This window comes from Bacillus aerolatus, from assembly GCF_009183655.1.
Taxonomy (GTDB): domain Bacteria; phylum Bacillota; class Bacilli; order Bacillales; family Domibacillaceae; genus Pseudobacillus; species Pseudobacillus aerolatus.
Window position 1 is genome coordinate 82670 of the sequence record NZ_WEIO01000008.1, and the last position, 14960, is coordinate 97629.

A 14960-nucleotide genomic window follows, 5' to 3' on the forward strand; every position below is an offset into this window, starting at 1 on the left:
TCCTCCATTACTTTTTATGAATAAGTTCCCCGGTTATAGCCTCTTCCATATTCAGACGCGTTTTGATTAACCCTAACTTCTCGTACGTATCTGCTCCTTGCTGGAGGATGTCCAGATCAATTGCACCTAATCCCTGCTCCTCTGTTAAGGATGAAACACTCGCTGCATTGCGAAGTGTAATAATCTCCAAGTTTTGCTTTTCATCTTTTCCATCAATCGCATATTCTTTTGCTAAAGAAGCAGCTTCTTCCGGATGTTCAATCATCCAATTTGCACTATTTTGATAAGCTTGTAAAAATGTTTTCAGCACTTCTTTTTTCTCTGTAAATGTTTTTTCCGTCACGACAAATACATCACTTGGAATATTCAAATAATCTTTCACTTCCAAAACATTCACTTCACCTAAGCCTTTTTGTTTACCTACGAGCAATCCTGTATCAGTTGCAGCTGTCGCATCTACTTGTCCTTGCATTAGCGGAGCAAAATTGGAAATACCTGTTTCTACAATTTTTACGTCTTTTTCAGAAAGACCTGCCTGATTCAGCATCACTAGCAAGTTTTGTCTCGTACCGCTTGTTAAGCTGTACACACCAATCGTTTTACCTTTTAAGTCTTCCGGTTTTGTAATGTTTTTCTCTTTCAAGGAAACAATATTAAACACATTTTGCGGATAGACATTATAAATAACTTTCAATTTTTCTCCTTTATCTAAAGCAAAAAACAGTGATCCGGGATCAGTAAAAGCAATATCCGCTTGCCCTGACAAAATATTTTTAACGGCATCTCCACCGCCGGCACCAGGAATAACTGTGACGTCTAATCCTCGTTCTTTAAAAAAGCCTTTTTCTTCATCAACTAATAAGTTTGTTTGTTCAGTAATCGGCTGGCTCCAGCTTGCTACCCGAAGACTTTCTTCTTTACGATCGGATGTTTCATCTTTTTGCTGCTGTGTCCCACAAGCTGCAACAAATACCATAACGCATAACAATAATACAATGATTAAATGTTTGCTTTTCATTTTTTCGATCCCTTCTTGTATGGCTTGAGCCAGATTTTCTCTATTATATTAACAAGCTGATACAGCCCCATTCCCATGATCGTTAATAAAAGCAGTGAAGCAAACATCAGCGGTGTATCCATCATCGCCTGGGAAGCAATAATCACCGCTCCCAACCCTTCACTGCCGCCAATAAATTCTCCCACAACGGCTCCGACTACCGCCAGGACGACTGCTACCCGAAGCCCGGCGAGGATTCCCGGCATACCAGCTGGAATTTTCAAATGAATTAACGTTTGCCAGCGGCTCGCTTTAAGCATTCGAAACAATTCTATTTTTTGCTTATCCATATACTGAATAGATGTAACCGTATTCTCTAACAGTGGAAAAAAACAAATTAATGCGGTAATGACAACTTTTGATGTCATTCCAAAACCAAACCACAAAATAAACAAAGGAGCTAAAGCAAGCTTTGGAACGGCTTGGCTAGCGATGACATACGGAAAAAGGAGCTTTCGCAAAAATTCAATTTCACCCATAAGAAGTCCGATGACGAATCCAAAAAGGCTCCCTAAAAACAAACCAAGGACGATCTCCGCAGCAGTTCGAGTAATATGAGGAAGAAAATAGCCGCTCTTGATTCCATCTATCAACGTAAAAAAGATGACAGAAGGAGCAGGCAACACGAGCTCTGACATGTTTCCCGCTGTTATCTCCCAAGAAACAATCAACACAATAAAAAGCAGGAATGAATATAGCTGAACGTTTTTCATCATACTCCCCCGCCCATCACTTGCCGTACCTTTAAACAAAGCTCATTAAAATTCGGATCGTATCTCATTTCTACTGTACGTGGTTTTAAAAGATTTACATCGGCTTCATATATAATTTCTCCTTGCTCCATAACAGCAACACGGTCAGCTAAGTAAACAGCCTCTGATATATCATGCGTTATAAACAGCACGGTCGTTCCTTCCAACTGGCAGATTTTCAGCAAATCTTCTTGCAATTCTTCTCTTGTAATAGCGTCTAAGGAAGCAAACGGTTCATCTAAAAACATCATGGACGGCTTTTGGATCAGCGCTCTAGCTAATGCGACACGGCTTTGCTGCCCTCCTGACAATTGTGCTGGATGCCGATTAAGATAATCACAAAGCCCAACTAGCTCCAACAAAGCAACTGCCTTTTCCCGATCCTCAGGAGTCGTCTTTCGCCTAAGAACAACGGGAAGAAGAACATTATCCATCACTGTTTTCCATTCTAATAATGCCGGGGACTGAAAAACAAAGCCGCATTCATGAGAAGGTTCGGTCAATTCTTTTCCCTGTAAATAAACCCTTCCTTCATTAGGTGGCAACAAGCCCGAAGCAATCTTTAAAAGGGTTGTTTTTCCGCAGCCGCTTTTTCCTAATAAACAATGAAACTCTCCTTTTTCAATTTCCCAATTCGCTTGATTGATGACAGCATTTTTTCCTTGATATCGAAAACTTACATCTTCTATTGATAAAAAACTCATTCCGCGACCTCCTAATCAACATAAGGGGCAAATCGTTCACTGGACTCTTCTGCCGCAGATTCGATGTCCACCATATTCACTAAATCTAATAAATTAAAGCGTCCATCATGATGCCATCCAGCTTCAGGCGATGTCATCTTTCCTAAAGCAGTTATACGCGTAACGCCTACTTTCCCTAACGATTCTGCCCAATCAAACAGCTCCTTTGGGTTCGCAGCCATGCCAATGGTTTGCAGCAAATGCCGGTGAGGTGCCACAAGAGAAAGAATCTCTTCTATATTTTCAAATGGCATTACTTTTACCACTCGGTTTAAACAGCTTGGGGTAAAGTGGATATTGTTCTCTTCATAGACAACGGTCCAATCATTCGCTGAATTTCCTAGCACTTCTTTATTAGGGTGATCAAAAATACCCATCTCTTCTTTTTGCCTCCATGATGATAAAGAGGCCGACTCTTCCATTGAAAGCGGCCGGCGGGGAAATCTTTTTTGATAGTTTTCCAATTCATTCGCCATCATTCTTGCAACTTCTCTTGGAGAAACCTTCCCGCCACGTTGAACATAAAAGAGATGCGGGGAATAGCAGCCTTGCTGATCGTAACGAATAACATCAAGTGCTGCTTGATGGACAGACTGCCATGCTTTTCTTGAATCGAGACTTGACTCAGACAAAATGCCGAAGCTAATTTTATGACCAAATGGCAAAAAACGTGTCGTAATCGGTATGCGGCTTTGAAGAAATTGCAGCGATTGATTGCCGCCGTAACCAACGACCACACCCGACTGACTAAATAAAGAAAACTCCCGCTCTTCATCACCGCCTTTCCACCAAACGACGGCGAAGCAATCGGCGAGTCTCGGTTCTATTTCCACCAACACTTGAGCAAACCAGCCAGCAAAAAAAGGTTCCGCGCTTGCGACTTTTCCGATGTTTCCCGCCTTAACGAGCAAACCTGAAATTAAACTCCATAAAGGCAGAGCAGGAACATTGCCGGCCCAAATATGAGTAATCAGCTCCGGGCCTACCGCCTTTGAATATCCGCCTGTTACACGTGGCTGAAAGTCATCAAGCAATAAAGGATTGCCTAAATCTTCAACGAGAAAGCGCTGAAGCTCATGTTTTCGGAATGTTTTTAAATAAGATGTAAGCCCAAGGCGAACGATTTCTTCATTATAGCCTGTTACAATCGGCAAAAGCTTTTCCGCCTTTTGGCGATATGGTGAACGGCGGTCTAGCAATCTTTCAATTGCCTCATCAATAATCTGCACAATCTCAGCACTGGAAAATGACTTTAACGTCTCATTACTTGCTTTTTTTACTTTAGCAATGACCATATCCATTTGTTTCTCGTTAAGCAATGGAATTTCTGCTTCGATTGCTCCATCTTTCCCTTGAAACGTTAAAATCTTCGTCTCAAATTTCTCTTTCCCGATGTCTGGCAAGTATCCGGCAATTTCCCTCATTTCAACGGCTCCTTTGCCGCCTTTAAAAACTCTGCTAAAGTAATCGAACATCCTTTTGCTTCCGCTCCTTGTACTCTGCCTAAAAGCAAAAAGCCACTTTCTAGCTCTATTCCTATGTCTTCCGTTAAAATCGTCGTTACCGAGTTGAAATTGCCTAAGTCACAGTGAACAAGTACGCCGCGCTCCCCCTTAGGCATCTCCTCACCTGTTAAAGGGTGAATGACTCTCGTCCGTATCCAATGAGGACCTGACTTAACAGCAGGGATCGACTCATTGCCATCGTCGTAAAATTGTGTGCTCAGCTCCGTCATTCCGTACATATTAATACACTCCGTCCGGCTAACGCCTAGAGAACTTGACAGCAAGTCGTAAAAATCATTTAATTCAAGTTCCTTTGATTGGTTTTTAAAGCCCCCTGTATCAAGGATTCTACTTCCTTTCGGCAAAGAAAAGGTTTTTCCCCTGCGTTCTAACTCTTCCAAAACGTGGACAAAACTATAACTTGCACCAATAAGGGCATATGGCTCTCCGGTTTCTTCAGCACGATTCAATTCATCCAGCAATCGATCCATATCGACTCCGCTTTCGTTCATTAAATAGCCGCTGCCTTCCTTGCCAAACTCTTTAACGGCTAACGCTAAATAATGGGCCAGTGAAGAATTAGGCATTTCTTTTTCTGTCGGGAACAGCACGCCCATGCGAACTTTTTCTATATTTCCCATAAACCTCTGCTTAAAGTTCAAAATCATCGACCGATCATAAATATGTAAATTGGGATGGTAATGCTTGCCCCTAATCCCTTTAGTCGTGCCGCTCGTCATAAAAACAGCTTCCGCTTTTTCCGGGTCTGTACAGCTTAATGCCACTTCCTTAAATGCATTAACAGGAACCGCCGGGATATCCCGCCACGCTTTCACCATTCTCGGTGTTTTTCCCCTTTGCCTGCAAAATGCTTGATATGGAAGATTAAATTGATATTGATAGGAATATAAGCGCAAAGCTTGTTCATTAAAGTCCTCTTCTTCAAGATGATCCTTTTGCATAAACTGAAGAACATTTTCCATGATAACTTGTTGCTGATCCATTCTTATCCACCCTCTCCTGAAAAATAAAAAAACACTTTGCATAAGCAAAGTGTCGATAGTAAATATTTTTCATCACTTTCCCTACGCTGGCATTACCCAACAGGTTATAACGGTCTATAACAGATTAGTTATATTCTCAGCCCGATTCCACAGGCTCCCGATCAGTTGACCAAAGTCTACTCTTTCTTGTAAGAGATTGCAATAGATTTTTTTATTAAGTCCTCGCCACTCTCCAGATTAATTTAAGCATACACTATTCAACAATTACAAACTATCCATCCCCCCCTCTTAATCTCATATTTTCATATGAAAAATTCAGACTGCAATTCTATAAAGTAACGCATTAACGTACTGGGGGTCAGTCCCCCAGCACGCTAACGCGTTAGCGCAGCGGGGGACTGACCCCCGCTGTATTAACGTATTACTGTAACAGAGGACTGACTCCTTTATTTTAGTTGTCAATGATGTTGATGTTGTGATGTTCGAGCCAGGTGTTGATTTGGAAAAGGTGGGCGATGAGCTGTGGGCCGGTCATGAGCTGGCCGAACCAAGGGACTTTGAATGAGGATCCGCCTGAGTTGATGATATCTTTGGCTTTTTGTTTTGAGATTAATTCGAGTATTGGGGATGATTTGTTTTCAAGGATGCTATTTAACATGTTTTTTACCCGTGTTGTGTATCCCGGGTGGTATGTTTTCGGATATGGGCTCTTTTTGCGGTAAAGAACATCTTTAGGGAGAACTCCTTCTAAAGCCCGGCGCAATATCCCTTTCTCGCGACCATTCAGCATTTTCATTTCCCATGGTATATTCCAGGCGTACTCAACAAGCCGGTGGTCAGCGAATGGAACGCGCACTTCCAGACTTGCCCCCATGCTCATGCGGTCTTTCCGCTCGAGCAAAGTCGCCATAAACCACGTCATATTTAAATAAAACATTTCTCGGCGGCGTGCTTCTAACGGACTTTCCCCGTCTAGTTGAGGCGCCTCACTAATTGTTTCTTTGTACCGCTCTCTCACATATCCTTTTAGATCAAGCTTCTTCTGCCAGTGCGGAAGCAAAAGCTCCTGCCTTTCTTCTTGTGACTTCATCCATGGAAAGCCTGCTTCATTTAGTAAATTTTCTTTGTAAAACCATGGGTAGCCGCCGAATATCTCATCTGCACATTCACCGGATAAAGCAACTGTGAAATCCTGTTTAATATGTTCACAAAACCACAGCAGCGAGGAGTCAACGTCGGCCATTCCCGGCAAATCCCGCATATTCACTGCCTCTCTTAAATAGTCAGCAAGTTGATCATTTTGAATGACGGCCGAGTGATGAATTGAACCAACGTATTGCTCCATTTTTCTTATCCATGGTCCATCTTCATCTGGCTGAAAAGCATTGGCTTTGAAAAATTGGCTGTTACGATCATAATCAATGGAATAAGTATGAAGAGGGCCGCGCCCTTCCTTCTTGAAAAATTCAGAAGCAATTGCACTAATGGCGCTCGAATCTACCCCTCCTGATAAAAACGTACAAACAGGAACATCAGCTATCAACTGGCGTTCAACAGCATCCTTCACAAGAAACTGTACTTGTTCCACTGTTTCCGCTAATGTATGATCATGTTTTTTGCTTTCTACATTCCAATATCGCCAAACGTTTAATCCATTTCGATGATAGGTGAGTGCATGAGCTGGCCGGAGTTCCTTTATTCCCCGAAAAACTCCATGGCCGGGAGTACGAGACGGCCCTAATCCGAACAACTCCTGCAGACCTTCCCGTCCTACTTCCCGTTTCACATTCGGGTGAGCCAATATCGCTTTCAATTCAGAACCAAATATGAACGATCCATTTTCTTCTGTGTAAAATAGCGGTTTGACTCCAAGCCGGTCTCTCGCCATAAAAAGCTGCTCTCGGTCATGCTCCCAAATAGCAAAGGCAAAAATTCCATTTAAATAATCTACACACTTCTCTTTCCACTCTATATAAGCCGTCAGCAACACTTCCGTATCAGAACGAGACTGAAAAGCATACCCTTTTTTTAACAGCTCTTTTCGAATATCCTCTGTGTTATAAAGCTCTCCATTATAGACCATTGTATAAGTGCGGTTATTAATTGTTTTTGCCATCGGCTGACTTCCACCGGCAGGGTCAACAACAATAAGGCGGGTATGCCCTAGTGAAACATGGCGGTTACTCCATACACTTGAAGCATCCGGGCCGCGCTTCGCCAATGAATGTGCCATCTTTTCCACGATGAATGCTTGAGAATTTAAATCTTGATGCCAATTAATCCATCCTGTTATTCCACACACTCGTCATCACTCTTTCTTACCGGGATTTTATTTTGTTATTTCGGGGTCAGTCCCCCATTACGCTAACGCGTTAGTGCTACGGAGGACTGACCCCTCCATTGCATTCTTAATACTGTGTGATGTATTGCTCACGTTCCCACGGGTGGACTTGTGTCCGGAATAGATCCCATTCAATTACTTTTGCTTCCACAAAGTGTTCACATAAATGGCTGCCTAACGCCCGCGTCATCACTTCATCTCCTTGGAAATTTTCAATGGCTTGAGCTAAAGTAGCTGGTAAATCCACAATGCCGCTTTCCATCCGCTCTTTTTTTGACATCACATAGATGTTTTGGTCCACGGCTTCTGGAGGCGTTAATTTATTTTTAATGCCGTCTAATCCGGCAGCGAGCTGGACAGCCATCGCTAAATATGGATTCGCAGACGGATCCACACTGCGCACTTCTATACGAGTGCTTAATCCGCGGGAAGCTGGGATGCGAATAAGTGGGCTTCTGTTTCTGGCTGACCAGGCCACATAACAAGGCGCTTCATATCCCGGAACTAATCTTTTATATGAATTAACGGTCGGATTTGTGATAGCGGTAAAATTAGGCGCATGCTTCAAAATGCCAGCAACAAATTGTCTAGCAGTATTACTTAACTCCAGCTGGCCGTTCTTGTCATAAAAAACATTTTCACCATCTTTGAATAAAGACAAGTTGCAATGCATCCCTGAACCATTCACACCAAACAATGGTTTCGGCATGAACGTCGCATGCAGACCATGCTTTCGGGCAATGGTTTTTACAACAAGCTTAAACGTTTGAATATCATCACACGCTTTTACAGCATCAGTATATTTAAAATCAATTTCATGCTGGCCGGGCGCTACTTCGTGATGGGAAGCTTCAATTTCAAATCCCATCTCTTCCAGTTCCAAAACGATATCGCGGCGGCAGTTTTCGCCCAGATCGGTTGGCGCCAAATCAAAATAGCCGCCATGATCATTTAATTCCAACGTCGGGTTTCCTCTTTCATCCAGTTTGAATAAGAAAAATTCAGGTTCAGGTCCTACGTTAAAATCACTAAATCCCAGCTCTTTCATTTCATTCACAATCCGCTTTAAATTGCTGCGAGGATCTCCTTCAAAAGGTGTGCCATCTGGATGATAAATATCACAAATAAAACGGGCGACTTTCCCTTTTTCGGCTGTCCACGGGAAAATAACGAACGTATCCAAATCCGGATATAAATACATATCCGATTCTTCAATCCGAACGAACCCCTCGATGGATGAGCCGTCAAACATCATTTTATTGCTTAGCGCTTTCTCTAACTGGGACGAAGGAATTTCGACGTTTTTAATTGTTCCTAAAATGTCTGTAAACTGAAGACGGATAAATTTTACGTTCTCTTCCTGTACTAATTGAAAAATTTCTTCCTTATTAAACTTTCTCATACGCATTCTCTCCCTTAAATGATTTATTTTATTTATGAAAGGGCTGTACTTCTCGTTAAATAGTGGTCACACTCTCTGGCAGCTCCGCGTCCTTCCTGAATTGCCCACACAATCAAACTTTGCCCTCTTCGAACATCGCCGGCAGCAAATACGCCTTCCACATTCGTTGTATATTTCCCGCCTGGCGCCTTGACGTTGGAGTATTTATCTTGCGTAAGATTAAATGCGTGAATTACCTCTTCTTCAGGGCCGCTAAAACCAACGGCAATGAACACGAGCTGCGCCGGCCATACTTTTTCACTCCCTGAAATCTCCCGAGTGATCACGCAGCCCTTTTCGTCTGTTATTTTTTGAACTTGGACCGTATGAAGTTCTTTCACATGCCCGTGTTCGTCGCCGATAAATTTTTTCGTGATAATGGAATATTCCCGAGGATCTATCCCTAATTGAGCATTTGCTTCTGCATAAGCATAATCAAGAGAAAAGGTATGAGGATATTCCGGCCACGGATTGCCCGCTGCCCGTTCTGCTGGAAGCTGCGGATGCTTTCCGAACTGGGCGATGCTTTTACACTGATGGCGCAAAGCAGAAGCAACACAGTCTGCCCCGGTATCCCCTCCGCCGATAACAATCACATCTTTCCCTTTTGCAGAAATGAAGGCGCCATCGGCAAAATTGGAATCTAATAAACTTTTCGTATTTGATGTTAAATAATTCATCGCAAAGTGAATGCCTTTTAACTCCCGTCCTTCTATCGGCAAATCGCGGTGTTTTTGCGCGCCGCTACAAAGAATGACCGCATCAAACTCGTCACGTAACTGGCCAGCATCAATGTCTTTCCCGACTTCCGTATTTGTGACAAACTGAATACCTTCCTCTTCCAGTAAACTCACTCTCCGCTCGACAATCTCTTTTTCGAGCTTCATATTCGGAATGCCATACATAAGCAAGCCGCCAATGCGGTCAGACCGTTCAAAGACGGTAACAGAATGACCCGCTTTATTTAACTCGTCAGCACTGACAAGCCCGGCAGGTCCGGAGCCGACAATCGCAATCTTTTTTCCCGTCCGGACTGCCGGCGGCTCTGGAACAATCCACCCTTCTTCAAATCCTTTATCAATAATGGCCCGTTCAATGCTTTTAATGGCTACCGCTGGGTCATTAATAGCGGCTGTACAAGATCCTTCACACGGAGCGGGACACACCCGGCCGGTGAATTCTGGAAAGTTATTTGTTTTTAATAAACGGTCCAGCGCTTCCCTCCAACGCCCCTGATAGACGAGGTCATTCCACTCCGGTATCAAATTGTATAAAGGACAGCCTATTGTCGAATGACCTAACTGAATTCCCGTATGACAAAACGGGGTTCCACAATCCATGCAGCGCGCCCCTTGTTTTTTCCACTCGTCTTCTGGCAGCGTTTGCTGATATTCCTTCCAATCGTTCAGTCGGACTTTCGGATTCCGTTCGCCCGGTACGATTCTTTTATAATCCATAAATCCTGTTGCCTTTCCCATAGCGCCGCTCCTTTCTATTTCATGCCGGCTCCAAATTCTTGCCATCGGCCCGGTTTGATTTTTGTGTCACAACATTGATATCTGCTTCATCTTTAAAGGCCTGTGTCTCACTCACGTAAAATCCTGACTCCATGATCCGCTTATATTCTGCGGGAATGACTTTGACCCACTTTGCTAAAACTTCTTCCCAATGGTGAAGGATATACCAGGCCCGTGAACTATTCGTGTAACGGTAATGGTTCAAAACGAGCTGTTTCACTTCTTCTCTTTCTTTGCCGTGATCCAATGACTCGAGATACACGAGTTCCTGATTGCACTGCTGCCCGAAAGCTTCGGTGTCCTCTGTATAAACGTAAGCCGTTCCGCCGGACATGCCTGCAGCAAAGTTTTTACCTACGGAACCAAGCACAACAACGCGTCCTCCCGTCATATACTCACAGCCATGATCACCAATCCCTTCAACTACTGCATCAACCCCGCTATTTCTCACGCAGAACCTTTCACCTGCCAGGCCGCGAATGTAAGCTTCGCCTGCTGTTCCTCCATAAAAAGCAACATTTCCAATAATCGAATTTTCTTCTGGCACAAAAACAGATTTCCCTGATGAATTTACAATGATTTTACCGCCCGACAACCCTTTACCGACATAATCATTGGCTTCCCCTTCAAGCGTCATCGTTACACCCTTCGGCAGAAATGAAGCAAAGCTCTGTCCGGCAGATCCGGTGAATTGCAATTGTATCGTTCCGTCCGGAAGGCCTTCCCGGCCGTACCGTTCGGTAATTTCACTGCCTAACATTGTGCCGGCAGTCCGGTTAATATTTTGAATAGGAAAACTCGCCGTTACTTGCTGCCTTCTTTCAAGCGCCGGCTGGCAAGTTCTTAAAACCTCTCTATAATCAAGTGATTGTTCAAGACGATGGTTTTGCGTCCGCTGATTGTACACTGCGCCCTTCCTTGCGGGAGACGCCACATAAAGGATAGATGAAAGATCAAGCTTTTTCGCTTTCCAATGTGTTTTTGCCATTTCACTTTCCATTAACACATCTGTTCGTCCAACCATTTCATTGATCGTCCGGAAGCCTAGTTCGGCCATGATTTCGCGAACATCCTGTGCGATAAAACGCATGAAATTTTCAATATGCTCAGGCTCCCCAAGAAATTTCTTGCGCAGTTCAGGATCTTGCGTGGCTACACCGACAGGACACGTATTAAGATGACATGCACGAACGAGTACACAGCCTAAAACGACGAGCGGCGCGGTCGCAAAACCGTACTCTTCCGCACCTAACAATGTCGCCATAACCACATCGCGCCCAGTCATCATTTTTCCGTCGGCTTCCAGCACAACCCGGTCACGGAGATCGTTCAACAGCAGCGTTTGATGTGTTTCTGCCAGCCCAAGCTCCCACGGCATTCCCGCATGTTTAATACTCGTACGCGAAGCAGCGCCTGTTCCGCCTTCAGATCCGCTAATTAAAATAACATCTGCCAGCCCTTTCGCCACACCGGCAGCAATCGTTCCAACGCCGGCTTTTGCTACGAGTTTCACACTGATTCTCGCATGTGGATTAGCATTTTTTAAATCATGGATCAGCTGAGCGAGATCTTCTATCGAGTAAATATCATGATGCGGCGGCGGTGAAATTAAGCCGACACCCGGCGTGGAGCCGCGTACTTCTGCAATCCAAGGATACACTTTGCTGCCTGGCAGCTGGCCGCCTTCTCCCGGCTTTGCCCCTTGTGCCATTTTGATTTGAATTTCATCGGCATTGACTAAATAATGACTCGATACACCAAACCGTCCGGAAGCTACTTGTTTAATCGCACTGCGGCGCAGATCACCGTTTTCATCTGGAATGCAGCGGTCAGGATGTTCTCCCCCTTCGCCGCTGTTGCTTTTTCCACCGATCCGATTCATGGCAATTGCCAATGTTTCATGCGCTTCCTGACTTAAAGAACCATATGACATCGCTCCGGTTTTAAAGCGGCGGCAAATCGATTCAACCGATTCTACTTCATCGATCGGGACCGGTGCGGATTTCTTAAATTGAAACAGCCCGCGGAGAAAAATTAATTGTTCTTCATTTGCTTTAGCTGCATATTTTTTATACAACTCGTAGTTGTTCGTCCGGCAAGCATGCTGCAGCATATGGATCGTCGCCGGATGAAATGCGTGAGCCTCCTCGCCGTGGCGCCATTGAAAGTCACTTCCCTCCTCAAGCGTTTCATCCTGATCTGTACAAAACGCTTTTTCATGACGCATCAGCGTTTCCTTTGCAATTGTTTCCAGCTTGATTCCACCTAATCGCGCGGCTGTGCCCGTGAAATACTTGTCAATGACAGAAGAATCAATCCCAACCGCTTCAAAAATCTGGGCTCCCCGGTAACTTTGGATCGTAGATATCCCCATTTTGGACAGTACTTTCACCATCCCACTTGTAGCTGCTTGAATATAATTGTCAACCGCTCCGGCATAACTAACTCGTTGAATTTTCCCTTGATTCACCATCTCTTTGATAGACGCATACGCAAGATATGGATTGATGGCATCTGCCCCATAACCAATCAGCATACATAATTGATGAACGTCACGCGCCTCACCAGTTTCTACTATTATACTGACCTTTGTTCTCGTGCCCCGACGGACTAAATGATGGTGGAGTCCACTCACCGCGAGCAAGGATGGAATAGCTGCTAACTCTTTATTTACATGTTGATCGGACAAAATAATGAGCGAAACGCCATCCTTTACCGCACGATCAACCGAGTGAAACAATTCGTTTAATGCTTTTTCCAAAGCTGTTTCTTCGTATTCCACTTCAAATAAAGTGGAAAAGGTTTTCGACTGAAAGGACTGAAGCGGATTATGACGAAGCTTCGCCAATTCATCGTCTGAACAAATGGGAGTTTCCAGCCGAATGCGCCGGCAGTTTTTCGCAAGCGATTCAAGTAAGTTCCCTTCCGCGCCGAGCAAGGTCACTGTAGAAGTAACAAATTGTTCACGGATCGCATCAATCGGAGGATTTGTGACTTGAGCAAACAGCTGTTTAAAATAGTTATACAGCAGCTGTGGTCGATTCGAGAGCACTGCTAAAGGAGTGTCATTTCCCATCGAACCGACCGGCTCTTTCCCCTCAGCCGCCATTGGAGCTAAATGTTTCGTCAATTCCTCATACGTATAACCAAACGCTCGCTGTAATTGAACTATCGGGGTGGCAAATGGAGTAAGCGGCTTGCCGGCAGCTGGTAATTGATCCATATGAATACACTCGTTATCAAGCCAGTGACGATATGGCTGGCGGCTTGCAACTTGTCGCTTCACTTCTTCATCTGTGATGATTCGCCCTTCTTTTAAATCGACAAGCAGCATGCTCCCGGGACTTAACCTTCTTTTTTCGCTAATCCGTTCCGGCTCAATATCGAGTACGCCAGCTTCAGAAGCGAAAATAATCATGTTATCGGCCGTCACATAATATCGCGCCGGCCGCAGACCATTACGGTCCAGCATCGCCCCGATTTGAAGTCCGTCTGTAAAAGCAAAAGCTGCCGGTCCATCCCAAGGCTCCATTAAATGGCTGTGATATTCATAAAAAGCTTTTAATGAATCGTCCATCGAATCATCTTTTTCCCATGGCTGCGGTACCATCATCATTGCTGCATGAGAGAGGGAACGGCCGGATAAAGTTAAAAACTCTAAACAATTGTCAAATGACGATGAATCACTTCCGTTCGCATCGATAACGGGAATAATTTCACTTATGCTGTCTCCAAAAACTGCCGATTCAATGATTTGTTCACGTGCTTTCATCCAATTTACATTGCCTTTTAACGTATTAATCTCACCGTTGTGAATTAAATAACGGTTAGGATGAGCCCTTTCCCAGCTCGGAAATGTATTTGTACTAAACCGGGAATGAACGAGTGCAAAAACTGATTGAAAGGTGCTGTCCTGTAAATCAATATAATACTTATCAAGCTGATCAGGAGTCAGCATGCCTTTATATACAATCGTTCGTGTGGAAAGGCTGGAAAAATAAAAGGTGCCGCCATGGGCAAGTTGTTTTTCCTGAACTGCTTTTTCCGCCCGTTTTCGAATGAGATACAGTTTACGTCCAAACGTCTGCTCATCCGTTATTTCTTTTGCTTTGCCGACAAAAACCTGACGAATTTGCGGCTGACTCAATTTCCCGCTTTCACCAATTTTGGAATCATCGGTCGGCACCGTGCGCCAGCCAAGCAGCCGCTGTCCTTCTTTTTCTATAATTTCATTTAGCAGGTTTTCACATTCGAGCTGCTGCGTTGCATCTCGGGGCAGGAAGAGCATTCCGACTCCGTAGCTCCCTTCATTCGGTATGCTCAGTTCTGAACAAGCCTTCTGAAAAAATTTATGTGGCAGCTGGACCATGATTCCTGCTCCGTCTCCTGTTTGCGGGTCGCTGCCTTGACCACCCCGGTGCTCTAAGCGGCATAGCATTGATAATCCTTGTTTCACGATATCGTGAGAAGCTTCTCCTTTTACATTGGCAATAAATCCGATGCCGCACGCATCATGTTCAAAAGCCGGGTCGTAAAGTCCTTGTTTTTTGGGAGGTATAATTCGTTTCATCATTTCACCCTTTCTAATTCTAAAAGCTTT

The 14960-nt window shown here is 44.2% G+C and carries 9 protein-coding genes; all 9 read right to left on the reverse strand.

Annotation, left to right across the window (positions count from 1 at the left end; all coding sequences use genetic code 11):
- Nucleotides 1-7: 7 nt before the first annotated feature.
- Nucleotides 8-1018, reverse strand: coding sequence for an ABC transporter substrate-binding protein (locus F9802_RS13560; protein ID WP_152152847.1), 1011 nt, complete (start codon nucleotides 1016-1018; stop codon nucleotides 8-10).
- A complete protein-coding gene (locus tag F9802_RS13565; protein ID WP_225435350.1) occupies nucleotides 1015-1773 on the reverse strand; it encodes an ABC transporter permease in 759 nt (252 codons plus the stop codon). Before F9802_RS13565 ends, F9802_RS13560 begins: the two co-directional genes overlap by 4 nt.
- Entirely contained in the window at nucleotides 1770-2513 is a 744-nt protein-coding gene (locus F9802_RS13570) for an ABC transporter ATP-binding protein (RefSeq protein ID WP_152152849.1), read from the reverse strand. Before F9802_RS13570 ends, F9802_RS13565 begins: the two co-directional genes overlap by 4 nt.
- An 11-nt stretch (nucleotides 2514-2524) precedes the next feature.
- A complete protein-coding gene (locus tag F9802_RS13575; protein WP_225435351.1) occupies nucleotides 2525-4027 on the reverse strand; it encodes an acyl-CoA reductase in 1503 nt (500 codons plus the stop codon).
- A complete protein-coding gene (locus F9802_RS13580) occupies nucleotides 3973-5061 on the reverse strand; it encodes a LuxE/PaaK family acyltransferase (protein WP_152152853.1) in 1089 nt (362 codons plus the stop codon). The genes F9802_RS13575 and F9802_RS13580 overlap by 55 nt, the downstream gene beginning before the upstream one ends.
- A 451-nt stretch (nucleotides 5062-5512) precedes the next feature.
- Nucleotides 5513-7363, reverse strand: coding sequence for an asparagine synthase (glutamine-hydrolyzing) (gene asnB / locus F9802_RS13585; protein WP_152152855.1), 1851 nt, complete (start codon nucleotides 7361-7363; stop codon nucleotides 5513-5515).
- Nucleotides 7364-7469: 106 nt separating this feature from the next.
- Nucleotides 7470-8804, reverse strand: coding sequence for a type I glutamate--ammonia ligase (gene glnA, locus F9802_RS13590; RefSeq protein ID WP_152152857.1), 1335 nt, complete (start codon nucleotides 8802-8804; stop codon nucleotides 7470-7472).
- Nucleotides 8805-8836: 32 nt separating this feature from the next.
- Nucleotides 8837-10321: a glutamate synthase subunit beta gene (locus tag F9802_RS13595; protein WP_152152859.1), complete on the reverse strand. Its 1485-nt coding sequence runs from the start codon at nucleotides 10319-10321 to the stop codon at nucleotides 8837-8839.
- A gap of 19 nt (nucleotides 10322-10340) precedes the next feature.
- On the reverse strand, nucleotides 10341-14930 hold the full coding sequence (gene gltB, locus F9802_RS13600) for a glutamate synthase large subunit (RefSeq protein WP_152152861.1): 4590 nt from the start codon (nucleotides 14928-14930) through the stop codon (nucleotides 10341-10343).
- Between the last annotated feature and the right edge of the window lie 30 nt (nucleotides 14931-14960).

Bases quoted from the DNA above. Each gene is read 5' to 3' on its own strand.
- gltB (WP_152152861.1), bottom strand. From the start codon at position 14,930: ATGAAACGAATTATACCTCCCAAAAAACAAGGACTTTACGACCCGGCT.
- F9802_RS13570 (WP_152152849.1), bottom strand. From the start codon at position 2,513: ATGAGTTTTTTATCAATAGAAGATGTAAGTTTTCGATATCAAGGAAAA.
- F9802_RS13575 (WP_225435351.1), bottom strand. From the start codon at position 4,027: ATGTTCGATTACTTTAGCAGAGTTTTTAAAGGCGGCAAAGGAGCCGTT.
- F9802_RS13560 (WP_152152847.1), bottom strand. From the start codon at position 1,018: ATGAAAAGCAAACATTTAATCATTGTATTATTGTTATGCGTTATGGTA.
- glnA (WP_152152857.1), bottom strand. From the start codon at position 8,804: ATGAGAAAGTTTAATAAGGAAGAAATTTTTCAATTAGTACAGGAAGAG.
- F9802_RS13595 (WP_152152859.1), bottom strand. From the start codon at position 10,321: ATGGGAAAGGCAACAGGATTTATGGATTATAAAAGAATCGTACCGGGC.
- F9802_RS13565 (WP_225435350.1), bottom strand. From the start codon at position 1,773: ATGATGAAAAACGTTCAGCTATATTCATTCCTGCTTTTTATTGTGTTG.
- F9802_RS13580 (WP_152152853.1), bottom strand. From the start codon at position 5,061: ATGGATCAGCAACAAGTTATCATGGAAAATGTTCTTCAGTTTATGCAA.